Here is a 25,175-nt window from a genome sequence, read left to right as displayed (position 1 = left end):
CGAGGCCCGGAGCGAAACATATGCACCGCACGTGGGGGCAGGAAAACCCATCGCCACAGCCAATGCAATTCAGGGTCGGATGTTTTCCTCCGTCAGACGAAATCCGCGCCGAAGTCGCCCTCTATTTAATAGCGCAAACCTTTGCGTCTGACGAATTGCGGCGCCTGAGAGCGCCGCCCGTCGAATCACCAAAGAGGCGGCGCGCACACGGCCTGACCGTCGCGCGCCGTCACCGGTTCGGCTCAGCTTGTCGCCGCGCGCACCGCGTCGGCAATCGCTTCCGCGTGAAGGGTCGCGTCGGCCGCATGCTGTGCCTCGACCATCACGCGCAGCACGGGCTCGGTGCCCGACGCGCGGATCAGCACACGGCCGCGGCCGGCGAGCGCGCTTTCGGCTGCGTCGATCGCCGCGCGAATCGATACGCTGCCCTTCCAGTCGGCACCCGCCTTCATCCGCACGTTGATCAGCTTCTGCGGGAACAGCGTGACGCCGTCCAGCATCTGCGCAAGCGTGCGGCCGCTGCGCTTGAGCGCGGCCAGCACGAGCAGCGCCGACACGATGCCGTCGCCGGTCGAATGGCGGTCGAGCGACAGGATGTGGCCTGAGCCTTCCGCGCCAAGCTGCCAGCCGCGCTCGCGCAGCTGTTCGAGCACGTAGCGGTCGCCAACGGCCGCACGCACGAACTGCACGCCCTCACGCTGCAGCGCGACCTCGACCGCGAGGTTCGTCATCAGCGTGCCGACCGCGCCGTCGACCTTGCCGGCGGTCGCAATCCGGTCCTTCACGAGCACGTAGAGCAACTCGTCGCCGTTGTACAGCCGGCCCGTCGAATCGACGACCTGCAGGCGGTCCGCATCGCCGTCGAGCGCGATGCCGAGGTCCGCATGGTTCGCCCGCACGGCACGCACCAGTGCGTCGGGCGCCGTCGCGCCGACACCGTCGTTGATGTTGAAGCCGTTCGGCGCGACGCCGATCGGGATCACGTCCGCGCCGAGTTCGTGGAATACGTGCGGTGCGATCTGGTACGCGGCGCCGTGGGCGCAGTCGATCACGAGCTTCAGCCCGCGCAGGTCGTATGCAGCCGGGAACGTGCTCTTGCAGAACTCGATGTAGCGGCCGGCCGCGTCGTCGAGGCGGCGCGCCTTGCCGAGCCGGTCCGACGACGCGCATTCGAGCGGCTTGTCGAGCCATGCTTCGATCTCGGCCTCGGTATCGTCGGGCAGCTTGTTGCCATCGGCCGAGAAGAACTTGATCCCGTTGTCCTGATACGGGTTGTGCGATGCGCTGATCACGACACCGGCCGACAGGCGCAGCGCGCGCGTCAGGTATGCGACGCCCGGCGTCGGCATCGGGCCGGCCAGCATCACGTCGACGCCTGCCGCCGAAAAACCGGCCTCGAGCGCGGCCTCGAGCATGTAGCCCGACACGCGCGTGTCCTTGCCGATCAGCACCGTCGGACGTACCCCCGCCGCGACGTCGGCCGCGCCGGCCAGTACCTTGCCGGCTGCATAGCCGAGACGCAACACGAAATCAGGCGTGATGGGCGCATCGCCCACCGTGCCGCGAATGCCGTCCGTGCCGAAATATCGACGTCCCATGGCGAACCTTCCTCCTTCGTCTTTCTGACTTCTGACTTATCGTTGCCGCGCGGCTTCGCGCACGGCGTTCCAGACCTTCAGTGCATCGACCGTCGCCGCGACGTCGTGCACACGCACGATCGCCGCACCGCGCCCGACCGCGCACAACGCGGCCGCCACGCTCGCCGCGACGCGTTCGATCGGCGGCTTGCCGCCGATCACCGCGCCGAGCATCGACTTGCGCGACATGCCTGCGAGAATCGGATACGCGCGCCCGTCAGGCCGCGCGGGGGCCGTGTCCGGCAACGCGGCCAACAGCGCGTAGTTGTCGTCGACCACGGCCTTGCCGAATCCGAACCCGGGGTCGACGCAGATCCGTTCCGGCGCGACGCCCGCGTCGCGCAGCGCCTGCACGCGTGCGGCGAGAAAGTCGCGCACGTCGGTCACGACGTCACCGTAGTCGGGCTCGCCGACCTGCATCGTCTGCGGCTCGCCGAGCATGTGCATCGCGCACAGCCCGCCGTTGCCTTCGCGCACGGCGTCGATCGCACCCGGCTGGCGGAACCCCCATATGTCGTTGATCATATCCGCGCCGGCAGCGAGCGCCGCACGCATCACGTCCGGCTTGTAGGTGTCGATCGAAAGCGGTACGTTCAGTGGCCGCAGCGCTTCGACGAGCGGGATCACGCGCGCGAGTTCCTCGTCGAGCGGCACGGGCGGCGCACCGGGACGCGTCGACTCGCCGCCGATGTCGATCAGGTCGACGCCTTCGGCGATCATCCGCTCGGCCTGGCGCAGCGCATCGTCGCGCGCGAGGAAGCGGCCGCCGTCGGAAAACGAATCGGGGGTGGCGTTGAGAATGCCCATCACGAGCGGGCGTTCGAACGTCAGCGAGAAACGGCCGCACTGGAGCGGCGCGGGGATGGAGGCTGGAACTGCGGATTCGGGCACGGGCGGGAGACGTTGATGAATGCAAAACGGGCCGGTGTGAAGCCACACCAGCCCGTGAACGGTGCTACGGCGAAGGTCAGGCGGGCGAAGCAGGCGCCGGCGCGTTGCCGGGCTTCACTTCGGCGGCCGTGCCGCCACCCGAGGAATCGCCGCCGACGGCCGGCGAGCTCTTCGGCGAGCGCGGCGGACGCCCTTCCATGATGTCGTTGATCTGATCGGCGTCGATCGTCTCCCACTCCATCAGCGCGGCCGTCATTGCCTCGACCTTGTCGCGGTTCTCTTCGAGCAGGCGACGCGCAAGGCCGTACTGTTCGTCGAGCACTCGACGGATTTCGCTGTCGACCTTCTGCTGCGTCGCTTCCGAGATCGTGCGGGTGAAGCCGCGGCCAAACGGGCTGCTGTCGTTCTCGTCGTCGACGTAGACCATCGGTCCGAGCGCGTCGGTCATGCCGAAACGCGCCACCATCGCACGCGCCGTCTGCGTCGCCTTGTTGAAGTCGTCCGACGCGCCGGTGCTGATCAGGTTCAGGAACAGCTCCTCAGCCACGCGGCCGCCGAACAGGATCGCCAGGCGGTCGAGCAGGTAGTCCTTCGAGTAGGTCTCGTTGTCATGCTCCGGCAGCTGCCACGTGACACCCAGCGCGCGACCGCGCGGGATGATCGTGACCTTGTGCACCGGGTCGGCCTTCGGCAGCAGCTTCGCGATCACCGCGTGGCCCGACTCGTGGTAAGCCGTCGCACGCTTCGCTTCTTCGCGAATCACCGCCGACTTGCGCTCCGGACCCATGAAGATCTTGTCCTTCGCGTCCTCGAAATCCTGCATCTCGACGATGCGCTTGCCGCGACGTGCGGCAAACAGCGCCGCTTCGTTCACGAGGTTCGCGAGATCGGCGCCCGAGAAGCCCGGCGTGCCGCGCGCGATGACCGCTGCGTCGACGTCGTTCGCGATCGGCACCTTGCGCAGGTGCACGCGCATGATCTGCTCGCGACCGCGGATGTCCGGCAGGCCGACATAGACCTGGCGGTCGAAACGGCCCGGACGCAGCAGCGCCTTGTCGAGCACGTCGGAACGGTTGGTCGCGGCGATCACGATCACGCCCGAGTTCGCTTCGAAGCCATCCATCTCGACCAGCATCTGGTTCAGCGTCTGCTCGCGCTCGTCGTTGCCGCCGCCCATGCCGGCGCCGCGATGACGACCGACCGCGTCGATTTCGTCGATGAACACGATACACGGTGCGTGCTTCTTCGCCTGCTCGAACATGTCGCGCACACGGGCCGCGCCGACGCCGACGAACATTTCGACGAAGTCGGAACCCGAGATGCTGAAGAACGGCACCTTCGCTTCACCGGCGATCGCGCGGGCGAGCAGCGTCTTGCCGGTACCCGGGGGGCCGACGAGCAGCACGCCGCGCGGAATGCGACCGCCCAGCTTCTGGAATTTCTGCGGGTCGCGCAGGAAGTCGACGAGTTCGGACACTTCTTCCTTCGCTTCGTCGCAGCCCGCGACGTCGGAGAAGTTCACCGCGTTGTTGTTCTCGTCGATCAGCCGCGCCCGCGATTTCCCGAACGAAAATGCGCCGCCTTTGCCGCCTCCCTGCATCTGTCTCATCATGTAGAACCAGAACACGATGATCAGGATCGTCGGCCCGAGGTAGTACAACGCGGACATCAGCGCGTTCGGTTCGTCATCGGCCTTGCCGCTGACCTGCACGCCGTACTTCATCAGATCGCCGACCATCCAGATGTCGCCGGGCGACACGATCTGGTATTTTTGGCCATCAGCCGGAGTGACGGTGAGGTTGCGCCCCTGCACGATGACGTTCTTGACCTTGCCGTTCTTGGCGTCGTCCATGAACTGCGAATAGGACACACCTTCCTGGACGCGGGGCTTATCGAACTGCTTGAACACCGTAAACAGCACCAGTGCGATCACCAGCCACACCGCTGCCTTCGAAAACATATTGTTGTTCAAAGCACCACTCCTTCACTCGTAGACGAGCGCCTACATTTTCCTTGCGGCGCTCCTCGGTCATTCTAATCCAGTCCGACCACCCCTGCCATAAGCATTGACAACCGTCGCAATAGCGCTTCGCTTGTCTGGCAAGGGCCGGAGCCCGTTTGCGGCACAGCGCGCCGCGTCACCGCGGATGCTTCAGTTGCCGGCCCAAAATGAACGTTTCGGACGATTTGTCGCGCGACGCCTTCGGCTTGCGCGGCGCGACGATCTTAAACTGCTGTTTGAACTTTTCGACGATCTGGCTGTAGCCACTGCCGTGGAAACACTTCACGAGCAGCGCACCTTCCGGCTTCAGATGATTCTGCGCAAATTCGAGCGCCAGATCGCACAGATGCTCGATGCGCGCCGCGTCCGCCGAGGCCACGCCCGAGAGGTTGGGGGCCATGTCCGAAATAACAAGGTCCACCGAGCGGCCTTCGAGCACTTCCTCCAGCCGGTGAAGAACCTCGTCCTCGCGGAAATCGCCCTGGAGGAAGTGGACGTCGGCGATCGGTTCCATCGGCAGGATGTCGAGCGCCACGATCGTGCCGTCGATGCCGCCTTCGCGCTCCGCGTCACGCTTCTTGCCCTGCGCGAGCTTGTTGCGGGCATACTGGCTCCAACTGCCCGGCGTCGCGCCGAGATCGACGATCACCTGGCCCGGACGGATCAGCTTGTCCTGCTCGTCGATTTCCTTCAGCTTGTACGCGGCACGCGCGCGATAGCCCTCCCGCTGCGCCATTTTGACGTACGGGTCGTTGATGTGATCGTGCAGCCAGTGCTGGTTAAAGCGGTTTTTTGCCATTCGAGAGAGAGATTGCTGCTATTTGCTTCGTGAAGCCGTGCTTTTGGCGGATAATACGCGTCTTCTTCGCGCGGCTACGGCCCCTTCCAGGGCCCAAGCCGCGATTTTACGTGGTTTCGGCGCGCGGCTGATGCGGTAACTTCCCGCGATTCGCTTCTGATGCAGCGCGCCCCTATTTAGATTTCGACATTTCCATGCCCGCCCTTTCGCTTTCCCCCGCCGAGCGCTCCGCGCTGCGCTCCCAGGCCCATGCGCTCAAGCCCGTCGTGCTGATCGGCGCCGAAGGGCTGACCGACGCCGTGCTGAAGGAAATCAAGGTACACCTCGCCGCGCACCAGTTGATCAAGATCCGTGTGTTCGGTGACGAGCGCGACGAGCGCGTCGCCATTTACGACGAGATCTGCGACCGCCTGAACGCGGCGCCGATCCAGCACATCGGCAAGCTGCTGGTGATCTGGAAGCCCGAGGCTGCCGTGGCGGCCCCGACCCGCGGTCGTCGTGCCGGCGCGCTGCCGAGCGCAGCCGAAGCCGTCGACGACAAGAAAGGCCGTGCGCCGCGCACCGTCAAGGTCGTCAAGGTGTCGCCGAACGCGAGCCCCGTGCGTCGTCCGAAGCCGACCAAGGTCGTCGTGCGCGGCAACGAGCGCGTGACGGCGGGCGGCAACGTGAAGCGCGCGAAAAAGCGCCAGGCCAGCACGAAGCGGCCGCACCAGGACAAGTAATCCTGCCGCGCGGCACGGGGCAGCCCGTGCTGCCCTGCCGGTGCGGCGCTCAGGCCGTTCAGGCGTCTTGCGCCGGCAAACGCCAGATCAGCATCAGCCCCAGCACGCTCTCGACGAGATAGAACAGGCTCGAGACGCCGTGCAGCATCCCGAAGCGGCTCGCATACGGCGAGTTCGCGATATCGGTGCCCGCCTCCATCGCGGCCACCCGCAGCGCGTTCATGAACGGCTGCAGCGCGAAATACCCGACCAGCACGCACGCGACCATCGCCGCGACGATCCAGCGCACGCGACGGTAATCACCGCTGCCGCGCCGCACCTGCTGGTTCGACAGCGCGAGCAGCAACACACCGCATACGACACCGAGGATCGCCTCGATGCGAAACAACTGGGCGGCGACCGTGCCGGCCGTCATCCGCTCCAGCGTCTTGAACAGCACGGGCGCGACCGCATACCCGATCGTCAGCAGGCTGCCGACCCACACGGCCGACAGCAGACGGAACACGCGATGCGGCATCACGTCGCCCCGCTTCAGATGTAGCTGACCGAGATGATTTCGTATTCGCGCACGCCGCTCGGCGCCTGCACGGCCGCGACGTCGCCTTCGGACTTGCCGATCAGTGCGCGTGCGATCGGCGAGCTGACCGAGATCAGGCCGTGATCGATGTCGGCTTCGTCGTCACCGACGATCTGGTACTTGACGGTGTCGCCGGACTCGAGATCCTCGAGTTCGACCGTCGATGCGAAAACCACTCGGCCTTCGGCGTCGAGCACGGTGGGATCGATGACCTGCGCGGCCGACAGCTTCGATTCGAGTTCCGCGATACGACCCTCGATGAAGCCCTGCTTTTCCTTCGCGGCATCGTATTCGGCGTTTTCGGACAGGTCGCCCTGTGCGCGGGCCTCCGCGATCGCGTTGATCACGGCCGGCCGCTCGACGGACTTGAGGCGCTGCAATTCATCGCGCAGGAGTTCTGCGCCACGCTTTGTCAACGGAATGGTGCTCATAAACGGCTCAATCGCTAAAAACGGCTTTAAAAAAAATCACCGCGATTAAGCGCATTTCCGGCGAACCGGAAACACCGCTTAATCGCGGCACGTGTTGCTTCGACAGGTAACTGACCGCTTAGTTTAGGCGAGCGTGAAGACCTTGTAAATCATAGACTTCCAGATCCTTCAGGTAGCGCAAGCCTTCGACGGCCGCGCGCGCGCCCGACATCGTCGTGTAGTACGTGACCTTGTGCGCCTGCGCACTCATGCGGATCGAACGCGAATCGGCGATCGCCTGGCGCGTCTCGTCGACCGTCGTGAACACGAGTGCGATCTCGCCGTTCTTGATCATGTCGACGATGTGCGGACGGCCGTCCTTCACCTTGTTGACGACCTTCACCGGCACGCCGGCCGCTTCGATCGCGGCAGCCGTGCCCTTGGTCGCGACGATCGGGTAGCCGAGGTCGTGCAGCATGCGCGCGACTTCGACCGCCTTCGGCTTGTCGGCGTCCATCACGGTCAGCAGCACCGTGCCCGACTCCGGCAGGCGCGAACCGGCCGCGAGCTGCGACTTGAACAGCGCCTCGCCGAACGTCTGGCCGACGCCCATCACTTCGCCGGTCGAACGCATTTCAGGCCCGAGGACCGGATCGACGGTCGGGAACTTCACGAACGGGAACACCGCTTCCTTCACGCTGAAATACGGCGGCTCGACTTCCTTCGTCACGCCCTGCTGCGCGAGCTTCTGGCCGACCATCGCGCGCGCCGCGATCTTTGCGAGCGGGAGGCTGGTCGCCTTCGACACGTACGGCACCGTGCGCGATGCGCGCGGGTTCACTTCGAGCACGTAGATGATGTCCTGCTTCGACCCGTCCGCCTGCGGCACCTGCTGGATCGCAAACTGCACGTTCATCAGGCCGACCACGTTCAGCGCCTTCGCCATCGCACCCGTCTGGCGCTTCAGTTCGGCGACCGTTTCCTTCGACAGCGAGTACGGCGGCAGCGAGCATGCCGAGTCGCCCGAGTGAACGCCCGCCTGCTCGATGTGCTCCATCACGCCGCCGATGAACACGGCTTCGCCGTCGCAGATGCAGTCGACGTCGCACTCGATCGCGTCGTTCAGGAAGCGGTCGAGCAGCACCGGCGAATCGTTCGACACCTTCACGGCCTCGCGCATGTAGCGCTCGAGGTCGCGCGGCTCGTGGACGATTTCCATCGCGCGGCCGCCCAGCACGTACGACGGGCGCACGACCAGCGGATAGCCGATTTCCTCGGCGAGCTTGAGCGCTTCGTCTTCGGCGCGTGCGGTGCGGTTCGGCGGCTGGCGCAGGCCGAGGTCCTGCAGCAGCTTCTGGAAGCGTTCGCGGTCTTCGGCCGCATCGATCATGTCCGGCGACGTGCCGACGATCGGCACGCCGTGCGCCTCGAGGTCGAGCGCGAGCTTCAGTGGCGTCTGGCCGCCGTACTGGACGATCACGCCGACCGGCTTTTCCTTGTCGACGATCTCGAGCACGTCTTCCAGCGTCAGCGGCTCGAAGTACAGGCGGTCGGACGTGTCATAGTCGGTCGACACCGTTTCCGGGTTGCAGTTGACCATGATCGTTTCGTAGCCGTCCTCGCGCATCGCGAGCGCTGCGTGCACGCAGCAGTAGTCGAACTCGATGCCCTGGCCGATCCGGTTCGGGCCGCCGCCCAGCACCATGATCTTCTTGTTGGTGGTCGGCTGCGCCTCGCACTCTTCCTCGTAGGTCGAGTACATGTAGGCCGTCTTGGTCGCGAACTCGGCCGCGCAGGTGTCGACGCGCTTGTACACCGGACGCACGTTGAGTTCGATGCGGCGGCGGCGCACGTCTTCCGGCGTCGCGCCGAGCAGCTTCGCGAGGCGGCGGTCGGAGAAGCCGCTCTGCTTCAGGTAGCGCAGCTCGTCGAACGTCAGCGACGCGAGCGTGCGGCCCGCGAGCGCCTTTTCCTTCAGGATGATCTGCTCGATCTGATGGAGGAACCACGGATCGATCGCGGTTTCCGCGAAGATTTCCTCGGCCGTCATGCCGATGCGGAACGCGTCGCCGACATACCAGATGCGGTCCGGGCCCGGCTCGTGGATCTCGATCGCGATCTCGTCGCGGTTGGTCGACTTCTCGTCGAGACCGTCGACGCCGACTTCGAGGCCGCGCAGCGCCTTCTGGAACGACTCCTGGAACGTGCGGCCGATCGCCATCACTTCGCCGACCGACTTCATCTGCGTGGTCAGGCGCGAATCGGCTTCACGGAACTTCTCGAATGCGAAACGCGGGATCTTCGTGACGACGTAGTCGATCGTCGGCTCGAACGACGCCGGTGTCTGGCCGCCGGTGATTTCGTTCTTCAGCTCGTCGAGCGTGTAGCCGACCGCCAGCTTGGCCGCGACCTTCGCGATCGGGAAGCCGGTCGCCTTCGATGCGAGCGCCGACGAACGCGACACGCGCGGGTTCATCTCGATGACGACCATGCGGCCGTCCTTCGGATTGATCGAGAACTGCACGTTCGAGCCGCCGGTGTCGACGCCGATCTCGCGCAGCACCGCGAGCGATGCGTTACGCAGGATCTGGTATTCCTTGTCGGTGAGCGTCTGCGCCGGCGCGACCGTGATCGAGTCGCCGGTGTGCACGCCCATCGGGTCGAGGTTTTCGATCGAGCACACGATGATGCAGTTGTCGGCGCGGTCGCGCACGACTTCCATCTCGTATTCCTTCCAGCCGAGCAGCGACTCTTCGATCAGCAGCTCGCGCGTGGGCGACAGGTCGAGACCGCGCTTGCAGATCTCTTCGAACTCTTCGCGGTTGTACGCAATGCCGCCGCCCGAGCCGCCGAGCGTGAACGACGGACGGATCACGACCGGGTAGCCGCTGCCGCCCGTCTCCGCCATGATCTCGGCGTGCACCTTGGTCGCCTCTTCCATCGAGTGCGCGATGCCCGACTTCGCGGAGCCGAGACCGATCTTGGTCATCGCTTCCTTGAATTTCTGGCGGTCTTCCGCCTTGTCGATCGCTTCCGGCGACGCGCCGATCAGTTCGACGCCGAACTTCTCGAGCACGCCGTGGTGGTGCAGGTCGAGCGCGCAGTTCAGCGCGGTCTGGCCGCCCATCGTCGGCAGGATCGCGTCCGGGCGCTCCTTCTCGATGATGCGTGCGACGACTTCCCACGTGATCGGCTCGATGTAGGTCACGTCGGCCGTGTTCGGGTCGGTCATGATCGTCGCCGGGTTGCTGTTGACGAGAATGACCTTGTAGCCCTCCTCACGCAACGCCTTGCAAGCCTGCGCGCCCGAATAGTCGAACTCGCACGCCTGGCCGATGATGATCGGGCCGGCGCCGATGATGAGGATGCTTTTGATGTCTGTGCGTTTTGGCATGGCTTGTGAATTCAGTAAGTAATCTTTGTCGTGGCGTTGTCGCGGATCGGCGGTTGCGCTCAGCTCATGGTGGCGAGCGCGAGCTTCACCGAGAAACCGATGAACAGGCCGCCCACGCTGCTCGCCGCGCCCGCCGCGAGCCTGCGGCGGCGGCGGAAATGCTCGGCGAGCCGCGCGCCCGCGAAGATCAGCGTGCTCAGGTAGAGGAAGCTCGCGCATTGCGCGATCGCCCCGAGCACGACGAACGACAGCGCGGGATGCGGGAACGCCGGGTCGACGAACTGGATGAAGAACGAGATGAAGAACAGGATCGCCTTCGGATTCAGGAGGCTCACGATCAGCGCCTTGCGGAATGGCCGCTCGCCGTCGACCGCACGCGGTGCATCGGCTGGCGCATCGGTGCGCGCGCGCAGCTTCTGCCACGCGCTGCGCAGCATCCCCGTGCCGATGTACAGCAGGTACGCGGCACCGCCGTACTTGACGACGGAGAACAGCAGCGGGTTCGCCTTCAGCAGCGACGCGACGCCCGCGGCGGACAGCACCATCAGCACCGTGTCGCCCAGGAACACGCCGCAGGCCGCGCGATAGCCGGCCTTCACGCCGCGCTGGGCCGCAAGCGACAGCACGTACATCGAGTTCGGCCCCGGCAGCAGGATGATGAAGATCACGCCGAACACGTAGGTCCAGATATCCGTGATGCCGAGTGCGTGGCCGAACATGATGCGAATCTCCCGTTCTTCGGTTGCTTCAGTCGCGTCAGGCGTTGCGCTGCTTCGCCGCGTCCATCAGTGCGGTGAAACGGTCGAACAGATACGCGATGTCGTGCGGGCCGGGCGACGCTTCCGGGTGACCCTGGAAGCAGAATGCCGGCTTGTCGGTCAGCTCGAAGCCCTGCAGCGTGCCGTCGAACAGCGACACGTGCGTCACGCGCGCGTTGGCCGGCAGCGAATCCGCGTCGACCGCGAAACCGTGGTTCTGCGACGTGATCACCACGCGACCGTCGCCGAGATCCTTCACCGGGTGGTTCGCGCCGTGGTGGCCCGTCTTCATCTTCAGCGTCTTCGCGCCGACCGCGAGGCCCATGATCTGGTGGCCGAGGCAGATGCCGAAGGTCGGCACGCCGCGCTCGATGAACTCCTTGGCCGCCGCGATCGCGTAGTCGCACGGCTCCGGGTCGCCCGGGCCGTTCGACAGGAAGATGCCGTCCGGATTCAGCGCGAGCGCGTCGGCCGCGCTCGCCTCGGCCGGCAGCACCGTCACGTGGCAGCCGCGCTCCGCGAGCATGCGCAGGATGTTGTACTTGACGCCGAAGTCGTACGCGACGACGCGGTACTTCGGCGCTTCCTGCATGCCGTAGCCGCTGCCGAGGCGCCATTCGGTCTGCTTCCACTCGAACGGCTTCGTGGTCGACACGACCTTCGCGAGATCCATGCCCGCGAGGCCGGGGAACGAGCGAGCGAGTTCGATCGCCTTCGCCTCGTCGTTCGAGCCGGCCAGGATGCAACCGTTCTGCGCGCCCTTGTCGCGCAGGATACGGGTCAGCTTGCGGGTATCGATGCCGGCGATCGCGACGACGCCTTCGTCGCGCAGGTAGTCGCCGAGCGTGCGGTCCATGCGGAAATTCGATGCGAGCGTCGGCAGATCACGGATGATCAGGCCGGCGGCATGGACTTTCGTGGCTTCGACATCTTCGGCGTTGACGCCGACGTTGCCGATATGCGGGTAGGTGAGCGTGACGATCTGACGCGCGTAGCTCGGATCAGTCAGGATTTCCTGATAGCCGGTAATCGCGGTGTTGAACACGACTTCACCGATCGTGTGGCCTTCGGCCCCGATCGAATAACCACGAAAGACCGTGCCGTCGGCGAGTGCAAGCAAGGCGGGAGAAAAAGACGGCAACACGGGAGGCTCCTTGGGGAACACCCTGCTGCCGACCTGTTTACCCTGCCGCGCGAGCGCCGCGCTGCATAGGCGCGCGGAGTCGCTAGCTGGACGCGACCTGCTGTGTCGGCACGCGAACCCGGCGCGTGGCGCACGAGGCTTCGCGGCATCGCCCGACAGGCGGCGTGCGGCGGATGAACGGGATAAGTGAGGTAGGCGCTAGGGTGCGAGGTTGATCAGCACAAACTTTCAAATTATAGCCCGAAAATGACCTTATCTTCAATTGATATGGCCGTCCGATCACGCATGCGGCGCGCGCAATGCCGTGGCATCAGGCGCGACATTCCTTGCTGCGGCCCCGTTTCCGCAGCCGCCCTACCCGTCAGCGTACCGCCGGATCAACGTGCTTGCCAGCACTGCGCGCGGGCCACACGTACCAGACCGCGCTGGCAAGCTGCAGCGCGAGCAGCACGCTCCACGCAGTGACGTGGGCGGCAGCCGGGTAATGGCCGTCGACGGCCGGCCAGTGCGACAGCACCGCGCCGATACCGATCTGGAACGCAAAGATCAGCACGAAGATCACGAGCGTCAGTGTCGTATTCGCGCGGCCGATCAGATGGGCCGGGAAGTGACCGGCAAGCACAGCATAGGTCAGGATCCCGACGCCGCCGAACATTCCGTAGGCCGCCCACAGCACGGCCGACGGCAGCGGCACGCGCGCGACGATCGCGATTTGCGTGGCGACGAACAGCACCATGCCGACGCCGCAAAATGCCTGGACGGACACCCCGCGGCGCTCGAGCACACGCGCCGCCGCGCCGAAACCGACACAGCCGGCCATCATCGCGAAGCCAAGCACCGACACGAGCCGTGCGGCGCGCTGCGCATCGAACCCCGCGACGTCGCGCAGGTACGGACCGACCCACAGTGACTGCATCGCGTAGAACACGCCCTGCGTGACGATCGAGAATGACGAGATCTTCCAGAATGCGCGGCTGCCCAGGATGTGCCACGTGCCCTTGAACTGGCTGACGAGCCCGCCCTGATGGCGCGGCCGCTCGGCTTCCGGCGCACCGAAGCCGATCGCGGCCGCGACGACGACCGTCAGCACCGCGAGGCCGCCGCAGATCACACGCCAGCTCGTGACGCCGAGGAGCCAGGTCAACGGCGAGCCGACCGCGACGCCGCCCAGGCCGCCGACGGCCATCACGAGACCGTTGACGAGCGGCAGCCGGCCGACCGGAAAATGCTGCGCGAGCGCCTTGAATGCCGCACCGAGACACACCGATACGCCGACGCCGATCAGCAGCCGGCCGACCATCATCGTGCCGAGGTCGTGCGCGACGCCAAACACGGCGGCACCGGCGGCCGCGAACAGCAGCATCCCGGCCGTCACGCGGCGCGGGCCGAAATGGTCGAGCAGCACGCCGGCCGGAATCTGCGCGCCGGCAAAACCGAGGAAATAGAGACTGGTGAGCAGTCCGAGATCGGCGGCCGATAGCCCGAGCTCGTGCGTGACGAACGGCGCGAAGCCGAGATTGACGCCGCGGAACACATAGGACACGAAATATCCGACCGCAAACAGCGCGAGCACCCTCACCTGCACCGACGACATCGCTCCTCCTCGTGATCCGATCCCGGCCCCGCGAAGCAGCGACCCCGCTGCCGCGCACAAACGAAAACGCCGTCACCTTGGTGACGGCGTTGCTTCGTGTTTCATCGGATGATAACGCAAACGCACGGTCCGGCCGGACCGCCGCGCCGCGGTCGCGCTACTTCTTCTTGCCCTTGCTTGCAGCGGCCTTCGGCGCTGCCTTGGCCGGCGCCGCCTTCGCGGGAGCAGCCTTCGCGGGAGCAGCCTTCGTCGCGCGAGCCGCCGGCTTCGCGGCACCGCGCTTCGCGCCGCGCGACTTGCCGCCAACGGACAGGCTCGCACGCTCGATATGCGCGCCGGAGGTCGACGTCGCGATCCGCTCCGGACCCGGCTCGGCCGGCACCGCGCGGCCGACCGGCACGTGCAGCACGAGCGCCTGGCCCGGCATCGCGAGATCGCGATGCGTGCGGTTCCATGCCTTCAGCTGGCCGACCGACACGCCGTAGCGGCCGGCGATCGCCGCCATCGACTGCTTGCGGCGCACGCGGATCAGCATCTTGCGCGTGTCGGGTACGTCGGGCTCCATCGCGAGTACGCCGTTTTCCGCAACGTCCGCGCTGATGTCCTCGTCGTCGTCATCGCCGCGCGGCACGACGATCGTCGAGCCCGGCTTCAGGCGCATGCCGGCGGGAATCTTGTTGACCGACATCAGCGTATCGGCGTCGACACCGATCTTCTCGGCGATCGCGGCCGGGCGCGCGCGCTCGCTGACCGTATAGGTGGTCCACGTCGACAACTGGCCGTTGTAAGCCTTCAGGTTCTTCTCGAACGCTGACGCGTTGTCGAACGGCAGCAGGATCTGCGGCTCGGTCGCGCCGAGGATCACCGGCTTCGAGAACGACGGGTTCAGCGAACGGAACTCGTCGAGCGACAGGTTCGCGAGCTTCGCGGCCACCGCCACGTCGATGTCGCGCGACGTCGTGACCGTCACGAAATACGGGTGGTTCGGGATCTCCGGCAGCGTCAGGCCGAACTGCTGCGGATTCGCGATGATGTTCTTCACCGCCTGCAGCTTCGGCACGTAGTTGCGCGTCTCGTTCGGCATCCGCAGGCTCTGGTAGTCGGTCGGCAGGCCGGCCGCCTGGTTGCGTGCGATCGCACGCTGCACGTTGCCCTCGCCCCAGTTGTACGCGGCCAGCGCCAGATACCAGTCGCCGAACATGTCATGCAGGCGCGACAGGTAGTCGAGCGCGGCGCTCGTCGACGCGAGCACGTCGCGTCGTTCATCCTGCCACATGTTGCGCTTCAGGTTGTACGTGCGGCCGGTGCCCGGCATGAACTGCCACATGCCGGCCGCCTTCGCGACCGACAGCGCCTGCGGGTTGTAGGCGGATTCGATGAACGGCAGCAGCGCGAGCTCGGTCGGCATGTGGCGCGCTTCGAGCTCCTCGACGATGTGGTACAGATATTTCTGCGAGCGCTCGGTCATGCGCTGCACGTAATCGGGACGCTGCGTGTACCAGGTCGTCTGCATGTCGACGAGGTCGCTCTGCAGGTCGGGCATCTGGAAGCCGCGACGGATACGGCCCCAGAGATCGGAATCTGCACTGGTCAGGTCGCCGACGGATTGCTTGTCGACGTCGACAGTTTCTTTGGCGGTGGCTGATTTACGGAGGTAGTTGGACGCTGCCTGCGAATCGGCGGCGTTGTTGGCGACAGGAGCCTGGCTCGCACAAGCGGCGAGCAGCAGGACCACCATCGCACTCAATATAAGTCGCATGAAAATCTCGGCTTCCGACGGCTGGAAATTGCTGGCGATACTACGGAAGTGCGTGCTTCACGTCAATAAAAACACCGAAAACTCAGCCAAATCCTACAGTTGGAGCAATTTTTACAGGCTCTGCCTGAGCTTTTTGGAGTCCTCCGGAAATCGTCATCGGAACCGGTTTTTCCACTCGCGCATCAGCGTGAATGCCGCCAGGCGATCCGGCACGGTTTCGTGCAGCTCGGCCTCGAGCGTCGCATGGATGGCCGCGCTGTCCGACCGCATGAACGGGTTGACGGCGCGTTCGTGCGCGATCGTAGTGGGCAGCGTCGGCACGCCGCGCGCGCGCAGCGCCTGCGCTTCGTCGCGCCAGGCGGCGAGCGCCGCATTGCCCGGTTCGCACGCGAGCGCGAAGCGGATGTTCGACAGCGTATATTCGTGTGCGCAATGCACGCGGGTGTCGCCGGGCAGCGCCGCGAGCGCGTCGAGCGACGCCAGCATCTGCGCGGGCGTGCCTTCGAACAGGCGACCGCAGCCGCACGAGAACAGCGTGTCGCCGCAGAACACATGAGGGGTGGCGGCGCCCTGCCCGGCCGCCTGGAAATAGGCGATGTGACCGCGCGTATGCCCCGGCACGTCGAGCACGTCGAACGTGAGCGCCGGTGCGTCGAGCGTCACGCGATCGCCGCCCTCGAGCGGCCGCATGACCACGCCGATCGCCTCGGCCGCCGGGCCGAAGACGACCAGTGGCACATCGTCCGGTTGGCCATCGCGCAGCGCGGCGACACCGCCGACATGGTCGGCGTGATGGTGCGTGAGTAAAATAGCGGTCAACCGCCAGCCGCGTTCGGCAAGAACACGGCGTACGGGCGCGGCTTCACCCGGATCGACGGCGATCGCATCGCGGCCGTCCGAGACGAGCCAGATATAGTTGTCTTCGAATGCCGGAACCGGCACGTATTCCAGCTCGTTCATGGGCGCGCAATCATCGTTATGTCCGATCGTCAAATTATAGACTGGCCCGCCTGGACCGACTCGCCGCCCGGCCGCTATGTGCTGGACTGGGAGCAAGCGCAGCTCGACCGGATCGTGTCCGACGTCTTCGGGTTTCACGCGCTGCAGCTCGGCCTGCCGCAGCTCGATGCGCTGCGCGAGAACCGCATGCCGTATCGCGGCCTCGTGCTCGACCCGGCAAGCGGCGCGAGCGCGCCCTACCAGTATCCGTGGGCGCGCGAGGCGCACGCGCCCGAACACGCGCCGGCCGGTCGCAGCACCACGTGGTGCGACCTGCTCGACCTGCCGTTCGAGTCGCAGAGCGTCGACCTGATCGTGATGCCGCACACGCTTGAATTCACGTCCGACCCTCACCGCCTGCTGCGCGAAGCCGAACGCGTGCTGATGCCGGAAGGCCAGCTCGTGATCACCGGCTTCAATTCGTTGAGCCTGTGGGGCATGCGGCAATCGTTCGGACGCATGGCGAACCGTCCGTTCGTGCCGTCCGCGCGCGACCAGATCGCGTTCATCCGGCTCAAGGACTGGATCAAGCTGCTCGGCTTCGATCTCGAGCGCGGCCGCTTCGGCTGCTACCGGCCGCCGCTCGTCACCGACAAATGGCTTGCCCGCTACGGCTTCATGGAAGCCGCCGGCGACCGCTGGTGGCCAATCTTCGGCGCCGTCTACATGGTCACGGCCGTCAAGCGCGTGCGCGGCATGCGCCTCGTCGGCCCGATCAAGATGAAGAAGCCCGTGCTCGCGCCGGGCCTCACGCCGGCGGCCACCCCGACCACCCATCAAGAACACTCATGACCACCGACACCATCGACATCTATACCGACGGCGCCTGCAAGGGCAACCCCGGCCCCGGCGGCTGGGGCGCACTGCTGCGCTACGGCGACCGCGAAAAGGAGCTGTTCGGCGGCGAGCCCGACACGACCAACAACCGCATGGAACTGATGGGCGTGATTGCCGCGCTCGAGGCGCTGAAACGGCCGTGCCGCGTGATCGTGCATACCGACTCGCAATACGTGCAGAAAGGCATCAGCGAGTGGATCCACGGCTGGAAGAAGAAGGGCTGGGTCACCGCGGCGAAAACCCCGGTGAAGAACGCCGACCTGTGGAAGCGCCTCGACGCGCTCGTCGCGCAGCACGAGGTCGAGTGGCGCTGGGTGAAGGGCCACGCGGGCCACCCCGAAAACGAACGCGCGGACGCGCTCGCGAATCGCGGTGTCGAATCGCTCGTGGCCTGAACGCAGGCCACCCAACCCTACTGTCTTTCCCGATTTATCCGACATGCGCCAGATCATTCTCGATACCGAAACCACCGGCCTGAATCCCCGCACGGGCGACCGCCTGATCGAAATCGGCTGCGTCGAGCTGCTGAACCGGCGGCTCACCGGCAACAACCTGCACATCTACGTGAACCCCGAGCGCGACAGCGATCCGGGCGCACTGGCCGTGCACGGCCTCACGACCGAATTCCTGAGCGACAAGCCGAAGTTCGCGGAAGTCGTCGACCAGATCCGCGACTTCGTGAAGGACGCCGAGCTGATCATCCACAACGCGCCGTTCGACCTCGGGTTCCTCGACGCCGAATTCGCCCGGCTCGACCTGCCGCCGTTCAGCGAGCATTGCAGCGGCGTGATCGACACGCTCGTGCAGGCCAAGCAGATGTTTCCCGGCAAGCGCAATTCGCTCGACGCGCTGTGCGACCGGTTCGGCATCAGCAACGCGCACCGTACGCTGCACGGCGCACTGCTCGACTCGGAACTGCTCGCCGAAGTCTATCTCGCGATGACGCGCGGCCAGGACAGCCTCGTGATCGACATGCTCGACGATGCAGGCGCCGCCGGTGGCGCCGCGAACGGCCAGCGCGTGTCGCTCGCGTCGCTCGACCTGCCGATTCTCGCGGCGAGCGACGACGAACTCGCCGCCCACCAGACCCAACTCGACGAACTCGACAAGTCGGTCAAGGGCACCTGCGTGTGGCGCAAGTCCGCCGATGCGGATGCTGGCGAAGCCGCCAAAGCCGCCTGACGCAGCATCTCCCGACCGGCGCCTGCAGCCGCGCTCACGCGCGCGGCTGCAGCGCGATGATGGCCATCCCGCCGAGCGCAAGCACCGCGCCAGCCACATCCCAGCGGGACAGCGCGATGCCGTCGACCACCCGCAGCCAGATCAACGCCACCGCGATATACACGCCGCCGTATGCCGCATAGGTGCGCCCCGCCGCGCTCGGATGCAGCGTCAGCAGCCACGCGAACAACGCGAGCGACAGCGCTGCCGGTACCAGCAGCCACACGGGCCGGCCGCCCTTCAGCACGAGCCAAGGCAGGTAGCAGCCGACGATTTCGGCCAGTGCAGTGACGGCGAACAGCGCCGCAATCCTGATCAGTTCGGTCATCCGGTTCCTCGCAGATTCGCCCCACCCGCCCGGTGGGCCGCGCGCCGCCGATCATACCGGAGGCGACCCGGGCGGAACCGCCGCCAGACGGGAGATTCCGGGCAATTTGCACGATCGTCTGCCATCGTGCTATCATGTCGCCTGTTTCAACATTCAATATCTGTCTATTCGATTTCGAAAGGAGTCCGTCCGCGCGTTGCAGGCCGGTGCTTCGACCGAAATTGCATCCACAGGAAAGCCCGCCCGACAGGCCCGCTTTTCTCGTTTCGTTGCCCCTCCGGGGCGCTTGCCGGAACGCCGGACACCGTCCGCACCGGCATCTGCCGCTCGCATCACGCGGCCCATTCTTCATGAGCGCACAGTCGCGACGGCCCATCGGGCCCGCGTCGAAGCAGTCCCTTCCGGCCCTTTACCGCCTCATGTGCAGTAAGCGCTTAAATGGCCTGCCCCGACGCGCAGCACGCGACATCGCGCTCGCCGGCAAACCGTGTCGGACGGCCCGCCCGTTCCGGCGCAGTCAAAGGAGTGCATGACCTTGACCGCAACACACGTCAGCCCGACCGCTGCTTCTTCCTCCACGTCGTCCGGCGAGGCCCCACTCGCCGCGGACGACATTACCGTCGTCGACCAGAGCCTGCTCAAGCGCGCCGTCAGCGCGATGGCCATCGGCAATGCGATGGAATGGTTCGACTTCGGTGTCTACAGCTATATCGCCGTCACGCTCGGCAAGGTGTTCTTCCCCTCCAGCAGCCCGTCCGCGCAGTTGCTCGCGACCTTCGGCACGTTCGCGGCCGCATTCCTCGTGCGCCCGCTCGGCGGCATGGTGTTCGGCCCGCTCGGCGACCGCATCGGCCGCCAGCGCGTGCTCGCCGCCACCATGATCATGATGGCCGTCGGCACCTTCGCGATCGGCCTGATCCCCAGCTACGCGTCGATCGGCATCTTGGCGCCGATACTGCTGCTCGTCGCCCGCCTCGTGCAGGGCTTCTCGACCGGCGGCGAATACGGCGGCGCCGCCACCTTCATCGCCGAATTCTCGACCGACAAGCGCCGCGGCTTCATGGGCAGCTTCCTCGAGTTCGGCACGCTGATCGGCTATGTGATGGGTGCGGGTGTCGTCGCGCTGCTGACCGCATCGCTGTCGCAGGAGGCGCTGCTGTCGTGGGGCTGGCGCGTGCCGTTCCTGATCGCCGGCCCGCTCGGCCTGATCGGCCTCTACATCCGGATGAAGCTCGAGGAAACGCCGGCGTTCAAGCGCCAGGCCGAAGAGCGCGAAGCGCAGGACAAGGCCGTGCCGAAGGCGCGCTTCCGCGAAACGCTGATGCGCAACTGGCGTGCGCTGCTACTCTGCGTCGGCCTCGTGCTGATCTTCAACGTGACCGACTACATGGTGCTGTCGTACCTGCCGAGCTTCATGTCGTCGACGCTGCACTTCGACGAATCGCACAGCCTCGTGCTGGTGCTGATCGTGATGGTGCTGATGATGCCGCTGACGCTCGCCGCCGGCCGCCTGTCGGACAGGATCGGCCGCAAGCCCGTGATGCTGGCCGGCTGCGTCGGCCTGCTCGTGCTGTCGATCCCATCGATGATGCTGATCCATACGGCCACCACCGCGTCGGTGTTCGGCGGCCTGCTGATCCTCGGCGTGCTGCTGTCGTGCTTCACCGGTGTGATGCCGTCGGCACTGCCGGCGCTGTTCCCGACCGAGATCCGCTACGGCGCGCTTGCGATCGGCTTCAACGTGTCGGTGTCGCTGTTCGGCGGCACGACGCCGCTCGTCACCGCGTGGCTCGTCGACGTGACCCATAACCTGATGATGCCCGCGTACTACATGATGGGCGCCGCCGTGATCGGCATCGTGTCGGTCGTCGCGCTTGCCGAAACCGCGCGCCAGCCGCTCAAGGGCTCGCCGCCGGCCGTCGCGACGCGCCGCGAGGCGCACCAGTTGGTACGCCAGATGCGCGAGGACGACGATGCGGAGATTTACGGCGTCGTGTCGACTGTACGCGCCTGAGCAACGCCCAAGAAAAAGCCCCGGCAAAAGCCGGGGCCAGATCGAATCCGATCCGCCCGACCGGCTTGCGCCGGCCGGGCTTTTTTTCATCTGTTGGGTGGCTGCGCGATCATGCGTGCGCTTCGCAGTGGCGGCAGAAGATCAGCGCCCGCGAACGCGACACCGCAGCCTGCGCACCGCGCGCCGCGACGATCAGGCCGACCTGGCCGAGATTGAAATCGCGCTCGACCATCAGCTGCGTCAGCGCGGCAAGCGGCAACACGACGGACGGGTGGTACAGACTCGATTCGATCAGCGCTCTCATCATCGGCTCCATCAGGCAATGCTTATTCGATGGAGTGGATTCTAGGGATCGGCCGCAACCGGATAAACAGCGCGAATGCGAAGTCACTTGTCAGTGACGGAGAACAATCGGCCGGGCCTTTGGCGCACGGGGCCGAGCGGGCGGCGGCGGATGGTTCGGGAGCGCCAGACGGACGGCGCGCGGCGGCGTCTTGCGGACGCCGCGCCGGGCGAAAACGGGCGACCGGGCAGCCGATAGCGGCCGGGTCGATCGGTGCCGGAAGCCGGCACGAGTCCCGGCGGGACCGCACGCCGGTCGCGTCGCCCGTCGCCCCCGCTCCCGTGCCGACGCGACAGCCGCCGGCTTCAGTCGAGCGGCGTCTCGACAAACGCCGGCAGCGCTTCCGCCCGCGCCGAATGCGCGGCGAGTGCCGGATAACGGGCCGGATCGATCCGTGCGAGCGCCGGGTAATCGGCGGTCATGAATTGCGTGAAGCGCCACGCGACGGCGACGGTCACGTCGGACTGCAGCAGGCGCGCGCCGCCGAGCCAGCCGTTCGCGGCCGCGACGAGCGGCTCGAGCTCGCCATACGCGGCCTCGATCTGGCCCAGCACGCGCTCGAGCCATGGCGCGTGCTGCTTCTCGGCTGGCCGCAGCGCGTGCTCGTACACCACCTGCACGGTCTTCTCCGCCGCTGCCAGCGCGAATCCGACCGGCACGAGCGTGCGTAGCCGCACGTCGGCGGCGTCGGGCAGCAGGCGCCGCTCGGGCGCGACGCGATGGTCGAGATAGTCGACGATCAGCGACGAATCGATCAGCGTCGCACCGTCGTCGGTCACGAGGGTCGGCGCCTTCACGACCGGGTTGAATGTCTGGAACCGGTCGAACTGACGGAACACCGAGATCGACTCGTGTTCGAACGGCAGGTCGAGCAGCTTCGCCGAAATGGCGGCACGGCGCACGAACGGGGAATCCAGCATGCCGATCAGCTTCATCGCGAACGCTCCGCTTGAGGGAATGGGACCGACGACTGTAGCAGCGCCGTGCGTCGCCGCCTAGGGCCTGTTCGCGTTTCCGACACCCGCTGCGCGGCCAGAGTGACCATAATGCAGATTCACGCCCCCTCCGCCCCAAGGTTCGCCATGTGGTACACCGTCGTCGAGCAGCAGCGGGAATGGATGCGCGCCTGGCGCGCGGCGACGCGCCACGCGTTCGACGCATGGCCCGCCGCGACGCTGGCGCACGCCGCGTCGTCGTGCTACGACGACCTGTTCGAGCCGCTCCTCGGGCCCGCCGCCGGGCCGCCGCGATTCGAGATCCGGCGCCCGGCGATCGACGAGCGGATCGTCGCGCGCACGCCGTTCTGCCAGTTGCGACGCTTCGCGCGCGACGCCGCGCGGCGCACGGTGCTGCTGTGCGCACCGCTCGCCGGACATGCGGCCGTGATGATGCGGGAGACCGTCGAGGCGCTGCTCGCGGACGGCGACGTCTGCGTGACCGACTGGGTCAATGCGCGCGACGTCCCGCTCGCGGCCGGTCGCTTCGGGCTCGACGAATACGTGGCGACGCTCGACGGCTTCGTCGACGCGCTCGCCCGCGACGAGCGACCGCTGCACGTCGTCGCCGTGTGCCAGGCCACCGTTCCCGCGCTCGGCGCACTTGCGCTGCGCGCCGCTCGCGGCCTTGCACCGCCCGCGAGCATCACGCTGATCGGCGGGCCGCTCGACGCGCGCGTCAACCCGACCACGCTCGGCACGACCGCCGCGTCCCGGTCGCTCGCGTGGTGCCGCCGCCACCTGATCGACATTGTGCCGCCCCGCTTCCCCGGCCGCGGCCGGCACGTGTTCCCGACCTATCTTCAGCAAGGCGAGATCGCGTTGCTGTATCCGCAGCGCTTTCTGACGCTGATCGAGGACTACGCGCGCGCGGCGTCGCATTTCGACCTGACGGCGCTGGCGGACGCGCGGCGTGCGCTGCGCGAATACACGGCGCTGCTCGACATGCCGGCCGAATACTTCCTCGATACCGTCGATATCGTGTTTCAGCGAATGTGCCTCGCGAACGGCACGTGGGAAGTCGGCGGGCAGCGCGTCGAGCCGGCCGCGCTGCGCGGCGTCGCGCTGCTGACGGTCGAAGGCGGATGCGACGCCGTCACGGGCGTCGGCCAGACGCATGCAGCTCTGGCCATGTGTCGCGGCCTCAAGGCCGGTGAGCGCCAGCGCCTCGATGTCGACGATTGCGATCATTACGGGTTGTTCACGGGCGCGCGCTGGCACGGCGAAGTCCATCCGGCGCTGCAGCGCGTATTCGTGCAGGCCGAAGCCGCTCGCCCGGGATCGCGCCGGCGCCGTATCAGGCGGACGTGATGTCGCCGTCAGGCGCGCGGGCCGCGTCGAGGAGCGCACGCACCTCGTCGTCCCCGGTCTGGTCGAAACGCGCGTAGAACTGGCTGATTCCGAGGAACGACAGCGGCTGCAACACCGTCACGAACGCGTCGGCCAGATCGTCGAACGCATGCCGGGCACCGCCCGGCGCGACGGGTGCGGCGGCCACGATGCGCGCGGGGTGGCGTTCGCGCAGCGCCTGCAGCGCAACGCGCATCGACGCGCCGGTCGCAACGCCATCGTCGACGACGATCGCGATCCGGCCGTCGACCGGCAGCGGCGGCCGAGCGCCGCGATACAGCGCTTCGCGGCGCTGCAGTTCGGCTGTCTCGCGCGCGATCACGTCCGCCAGTTGCGCATCGGTCACGCCCATCGCGCGGATCGCCGAATGCTGCAGGTAGATCGCTCCGCCGGTCGCGATCGCGCCGATCGCGAATTCCGGATCGGACGGCATGCCCAGCTTGCGCACCACCAGCACGTCGAGCGGCGCGCGCAGCGCCTGCGTGACCGGGAATGCGACCGGCACGCCGCCACGCGGCAGCGCGAGCACGACGACGTCGCGACGCCCCGCATAGTCCTGCAGCGCATGCGCAAGCCGGCGCCCCGCGTCGGCGCGATCGGCAAAACATTCGATCACGATGGCTCCCTGCCCGTTGCGCCGGATGCGCGACGCACGCACCGGCACCCTGTTCAACGAGCATGGTTCATCGGACGCGCCGATGCAAGCGGGGTCATACCGGCGCGCGCGGCATGCGGATTACGGCGGGAAAAGGATGGGTGGCGGTTTGCCCGGGCGGGTCCGCCGTCAGGCGCTCAGAGCCCGCCGGCCTGCCGGTACAGCCGCCAGAACGACTGCGCGTACGACTGCGCGAGCTCCGGTGCGCGCTGGAACACGTTCACCGTTTCCGCGTGCGCGGGCGCGCCGTCGGACAGCGTCGTCAGCGCGACGCTGTCGTCGACGATCACGAAGCGCGGCGCGGGATCGCCATGCCGCGAATCGATCGCGACGTCGATGCCGGCCGATTTCAGATAACCCGCGCCGCTGTATTTGCCCGCACGCGGCGAACGCACCAGCACGACCCGCACTTCGATCCCGCGCGAACGCGCGTCGCGCAGCGCCGCCGCGACCGCGGGCGGCACGTACGCGTAGCCGGCCAGCAACACGCGGCGCTGCGCCTGTCCGATCAGGTCGACGGTCGCGTCGGCCGCCGCATTGTCATACGAAAAGTACGTGCCGACCGATGCGGCATCGGACGGAATCGGGCTGGCGTGGGCGGTCGCCGCGCAGCAAAGCACGGCGAGGAGGAAGGCGGCTGGTCTCATGGCGGGCGCCATTGTAGCGACGCCAATTCGCGTGGCAAGCGCCTGCTGCGACGCTGCTGCGCCGGCGCAACACCCGGTGCGCAACCACCACCTGGCGGG

23 protein-coding genes are annotated in these 25,175 nt (G+C 66.7%); 6 read left to right on the top strand and 17 right to left on the bottom strand.

The window, feature by feature from the left end; all coding sequences use genetic code 11:
* Positions 1 to 242 precede the first annotated feature (242 nt).
* From glmM to ACT2FV_RS23200, 4 genes are all read right to left on the bottom strand, one after another.
* Entirely contained in the window at positions 243 to 1,598 is a 1,356-nt protein-coding gene (gene glmM, locus ACT2FV_RS23215; protein WP_151047844.1) for a phosphoglucosamine mutase, read from the bottom strand.
* A 36-nt stretch (positions 1,599 to 1,634) separates the two neighbouring features.
* Positions 1,635 to 2,444 carry a dihydropteroate synthase gene (gene folP, locus ACT2FV_RS23210; protein ID WP_437340724.1) on the bottom strand — a complete coding sequence of 270 codons (810 nt, stop codon included), beginning with the start codon at positions 2,442 to 2,444 and terminating at the stop codon, positions 1,635 to 1,637.
* A 160-nt stretch (positions 2,445 to 2,604) separates the two neighbouring features.
* Positions 2,605 to 4,500 carry an ATP-dependent zinc metalloprotease FtsH gene (gene ftsH / locus ACT2FV_RS23205; protein ID WP_059603600.1) on the bottom strand — a complete coding sequence of 632 codons (1,896 nt, stop codon included), beginning with the start codon at positions 4,498 to 4,500 and terminating at the stop codon, positions 2,605 to 2,607.
* Between the two features lie 166 nt (positions 4,501 to 4,666).
* Positions 4,667 to 5,329, bottom strand: coding sequence for an RlmE family RNA methyltransferase (locus ACT2FV_RS23200; protein ID WP_059523464.1), 663 nt, complete (start codon positions 5,327 to 5,329; stop codon positions 4,667 to 4,669).
* Between the two features lie 194 nt (positions 5,330 to 5,523).
* Here ACT2FV_RS23200 and ACT2FV_RS23195 point away from each other — a divergent pair, with 194 nt between their 5' ends.
* Complete coding sequence (locus ACT2FV_RS23195; RefSeq protein ID WP_124626665.1) at positions 5,524 to 6,051, top strand: YhbY family RNA-binding protein; 528 nt, start codon at positions 5,524 to 5,526, stop codon at positions 6,049 to 6,051.
* Positions 6,052 to 6,109: 58 nt separating this feature from the next.
* Here ACT2FV_RS23195 and ACT2FV_RS23190 read toward each other — a convergent pair whose 3' ends face one another.
* The 8 genes from ACT2FV_RS23190 to gloB form a co-directional block, all read right to left on the bottom strand.
* The gene (locus ACT2FV_RS23190) at positions 6,110 to 6,568 is read right to left on the bottom strand and encodes a DUF4149 domain-containing protein (RefSeq protein ID WP_059603594.1); all 459 of its coding nucleotides are present in this window, start codon (positions 6,566 to 6,568) and stop codon (positions 6,110 to 6,112) included.
* Between the two features lie 14 nt (positions 6,569 to 6,582).
* Positions 6,583 to 7,059: a transcription elongation factor GreA gene (greA, locus tag ACT2FV_RS23185; RefSeq protein WP_057927897.1), complete on the bottom strand. Its 477-nt coding sequence runs from the start codon at positions 7,057 to 7,059 to the stop codon at positions 6,583 to 6,585.
* A 118-nt stretch (positions 7,060 to 7,177) separates the two neighbouring features.
* A complete protein-coding gene (gene carB, locus ACT2FV_RS23180; protein WP_151047846.1) occupies positions 7,178 to 10,432 on the bottom strand; it encodes a carbamoyl-phosphate synthase large subunit in 3,255 nt (1,084 codons plus the stop codon).
* A gap of 59 nt (positions 10,433 to 10,491) precedes the next feature.
* A complete protein-coding gene (gene leuE, locus ACT2FV_RS23175) occupies positions 10,492 to 11,151 on the bottom strand; it encodes a leucine efflux protein LeuE (RefSeq protein ID WP_124905252.1) in 660 nt (219 codons plus the stop codon).
* Positions 11,152 to 11,188: 37 nt separating this feature from the next.
* Complete coding sequence (gene carA, locus ACT2FV_RS23170) at positions 11,189 to 12,334, bottom strand: glutamine-hydrolyzing carbamoyl-phosphate synthase small subunit (protein ID WP_059523474.1); 1,146 nt, start codon at positions 12,332 to 12,334, stop codon at positions 11,189 to 11,191.
* 361 nt (positions 12,335 to 12,695) lie between these two features.
* Positions 12,696 to 13,928: an MFS transporter gene (locus ACT2FV_RS23165; RefSeq protein WP_444504878.1), complete on the bottom strand. Its 1,233-nt coding sequence runs from the start codon at positions 13,926 to 13,928 to the stop codon at positions 12,696 to 12,698.
* Positions 13,929 to 14,085: 157 nt separating this feature from the next.
* Positions 14,086 to 15,687: a transglycosylase SLT domain-containing protein gene (locus ACT2FV_RS23160; RefSeq protein ID WP_151047848.1), complete on the bottom strand. Its 1,602-nt coding sequence runs from the start codon at positions 15,685 to 15,687 to the stop codon at positions 14,086 to 14,088.
* A gap of 153 nt (positions 15,688 to 15,840) precedes the next feature.
* Positions 15,841 to 16,647 carry a hydroxyacylglutathione hydrolase gene (gloB, locus tag ACT2FV_RS23155; protein ID WP_151047849.1) on the bottom strand — a complete coding sequence of 269 codons (807 nt, stop codon included), beginning with the start codon at positions 16,645 to 16,647 and terminating at the stop codon, positions 15,841 to 15,843.
* 18 nt (positions 16,648 to 16,665) lie between these two features.
* Between gloB and ACT2FV_RS23150 the strand changes: the two genes are divergently transcribed.
* From ACT2FV_RS23150 to dnaQ, 3 genes are read left to right on the top strand one after another with little or no spacing between them, the layout of a single operon-like run.
* Positions 16,666 to 17,478, top strand: a complete 813-nt coding sequence (locus ACT2FV_RS23150) for a class I SAM-dependent methyltransferase (RefSeq protein WP_059603577.1) — start codon at positions 16,666 to 16,668, stop codon at positions 17,476 to 17,478.
* Positions 17,475 to 17,918, top strand: a complete 444-nt coding sequence (gene rnhA, locus ACT2FV_RS23145) for a ribonuclease HI (protein WP_059523484.1) — start codon at positions 17,475 to 17,477, stop codon at positions 17,916 to 17,918. Before ACT2FV_RS23150 ends, rnhA begins: the two co-directional genes overlap by 4 nt.
* Positions 17,919 to 17,961: 43 nt before the next feature.
* Positions 17,962 to 18,705, top strand: a complete 744-nt coding sequence (gene dnaQ / locus ACT2FV_RS23140; protein WP_444504877.1) for a DNA polymerase III subunit epsilon — start codon at positions 17,962 to 17,964, stop codon at positions 18,703 to 18,705.
* 34 nt (positions 18,706 to 18,739) lie between these two features.
* Here the strand turns inward: dnaQ and ACT2FV_RS23135 are convergent, their stop codons facing one another.
* Positions 18,740 to 19,072 carry a YnfA family protein gene (locus ACT2FV_RS23135; RefSeq protein ID WP_059523489.1) on the bottom strand — a complete coding sequence of 111 codons (333 nt, stop codon included), beginning with the start codon at positions 19,070 to 19,072 and terminating at the stop codon, positions 18,740 to 18,742.
* Positions 19,073 to 19,601: 529 nt separating this feature from the next.
* Between ACT2FV_RS23135 and proP the strand changes: the two genes are divergently transcribed.
* Positions 19,602 to 21,086 carry a glycine betaine/L-proline transporter ProP gene (gene proP, locus ACT2FV_RS23130; protein WP_444504876.1) on the top strand — a complete coding sequence of 495 codons (1,485 nt, stop codon included), beginning with the start codon at positions 19,602 to 19,604 and terminating at the stop codon, positions 21,084 to 21,086.
* A gap of 109 nt (positions 21,087 to 21,195) precedes the next feature.
* On the opposite strand, the gene ACT2FV_RS23125 is transcribed toward proP, so the two are convergent.
* Entirely contained in the window at positions 21,196 to 21,393 is a 198-nt protein-coding gene (locus ACT2FV_RS23125) for a hypothetical protein (protein ID WP_044844954.1), read from the bottom strand.
* A 341-nt stretch (positions 21,394 to 21,734) separates the two neighbouring features.
* The gene (locus ACT2FV_RS23120; protein WP_444504875.1) at positions 21,735 to 22,364 is read right to left on the bottom strand and encodes a glutathione S-transferase; all 630 of its coding nucleotides are present in this window, start codon (positions 22,362 to 22,364) and stop codon (positions 21,735 to 21,737) included.
* Between the two features lie 147 nt (positions 22,365 to 22,511).
* Here ACT2FV_RS23120 and phaZ point away from each other — a divergent pair, with 147 nt between their 5' ends.
* On the top strand, positions 22,512 to 23,735 hold the full coding sequence (gene phaZ / locus ACT2FV_RS23115) for a polyhydroxyalkanoate depolymerase (RefSeq protein ID WP_444504874.1): 1,224 nt from the start codon (positions 22,512 to 22,514) through the stop codon (positions 23,733 to 23,735).
* On the opposite strand, the gene ACT2FV_RS23110 is transcribed toward phaZ, so the two are convergent.
* Complete coding sequence (locus ACT2FV_RS23110; protein WP_444504873.1) at positions 23,722 to 24,390, bottom strand: phosphoribosyltransferase; 669 nt, start codon at positions 24,388 to 24,390, stop codon at positions 23,722 to 23,724. The genes phaZ and ACT2FV_RS23110 overlap by 14 nt on opposite strands.
* 176 nt (positions 24,391 to 24,566) lie before the next feature.
* Entirely contained in the window at positions 24,567 to 25,088 is a 522-nt protein-coding gene (locus ACT2FV_RS23105) for a phospholipase D-like domain-containing protein (RefSeq protein ID WP_124626683.1), read from the bottom strand.
* Positions 25,089 to 25,175 lie beyond the last annotated feature (87 nt).

Origin of the sequence: Burkholderia sp. PR2, assembly GCF_052372875.1 — a bacterium.
In the GTDB taxonomy this organism is placed as follows: Bacteria; Pseudomonadota; Gammaproteobacteria; order Burkholderiales; family Burkholderiaceae; genus Burkholderia; species Burkholderia diffusa.
This window is presented reverse-complemented; position numbering and strand designations above follow the sequence as displayed.

Bases quoted from the DNA above. Each gene is read 5' to 3' on its own strand.
- ACT2FV_RS23120 (WP_444504875.1), bottom strand. From the start codon at position 22,364: ATGAAGCTGATCGGCATGCTGGATTCCCCGTTCGTGCGCCGTGCCGCC.
- dnaQ (WP_444504877.1), top strand. From the start codon at position 17,962: ATGCGCCAGATCATTCTCGATACCGAAACCACCGGCCTGAATCCCCGC.
- carB (WP_151047846.1), bottom strand. From the start codon at position 10,432: ATGCCAAAACGCACAGACATCAAAAGCATCCTCATCATCGGCGCCGGC.
- ACT2FV_RS23195 (WP_124626665.1), top strand. From the start codon at position 5,524: ATGCCCGCCCTTTCGCTTTCCCCCGCCGAGCGCTCCGCGCTGCGCTCC.
- ACT2FV_RS23105 (WP_124626683.1), bottom strand. From the start codon at position 25,088: ATGGCGCCCGCCATGAGACCAGCCGCCTTCCTCCTCGCCGTGCTTTGC.
- gloB (WP_151047849.1), bottom strand. From the start codon at position 16,647: ATGAACGAGCTGGAATACGTGCCGGTTCCGGCATTCGAAGACAACTAT.
- ACT2FV_RS23200 (WP_059523464.1), bottom strand. From the start codon at position 5,329: ATGGCAAAAAACCGCTTTAACCAGCACTGGCTGCACGATCACATCAAC.
- rnhA (WP_059523484.1), top strand. From the start codon at position 17,475: ATGACCACCGACACCATCGACATCTATACCGACGGCGCCTGCAAGGGC.
- ACT2FV_RS23160 (WP_151047848.1), bottom strand. From the start codon at position 15,687: ATGCGACTTATATTGAGTGCGATGGTGGTCCTGCTGCTCGCCGCTTGT.
- phaZ (WP_444504874.1), top strand. From the start codon at position 22,512: ATGTGGTACACCGTCGTCGAGCAGCAGCGGGAATGGATGCGCGCCTGG.
- leuE (WP_124905252.1), bottom strand. From the start codon at position 11,151: ATGTTCGGCCACGCACTCGGCATCACGGATATCTGGACCTACGTGTTC.
- ACT2FV_RS23125 (WP_044844954.1), bottom strand. From the start codon at position 21,393: ATGATGAGAGCGCTGATCGAATCGAGTCTGTACCACCCGTCCGTCGTG.
- glmM (WP_151047844.1), bottom strand. From the start codon at position 1,598: ATGGGACGTCGATATTTCGGCACGGACGGCATTCGCGGCACGGTGGGC.
- ACT2FV_RS23135 (WP_059523489.1), bottom strand. From the start codon at position 19,072: ATGACCGAACTGATCAGGATTGCGGCGCTGTTCGCCGTCACTGCACTG.
- proP (WP_444504876.1), top strand. From the start codon at position 19,602: ATGACCTTGACCGCAACACACGTCAGCCCGACCGCTGCTTCTTCCTCC.
- ACT2FV_RS23190 (WP_059603594.1), bottom strand. From the start codon at position 6,568: ATGCCGCATCGCGTGTTCCGTCTGCTGTCGGCCGTGTGGGTCGGCAGC.
- greA (WP_057927897.1), bottom strand. From the start codon at position 7,059: ATGAGCACCATTCCGTTGACAAAGCGTGGCGCAGAACTCCTGCGCGAT.
- ACT2FV_RS23165 (WP_444504878.1), bottom strand. From the start codon at position 13,928: ATGTCGTCGGTGCAGGTGAGGGTGCTCGCGCTGTTTGCGGTCGGATAT.
- ACT2FV_RS23150 (WP_059603577.1), top strand. From the start codon at position 16,666: ATGTCCGATCGTCAAATTATAGACTGGCCCGCCTGGACCGACTCGCCG.
- folP (WP_437340724.1), bottom strand. From the start codon at position 2,444: ATGGGCATTCTCAACGCCACCCCCGATTCGTTTTCCGACGGCGGCCGC.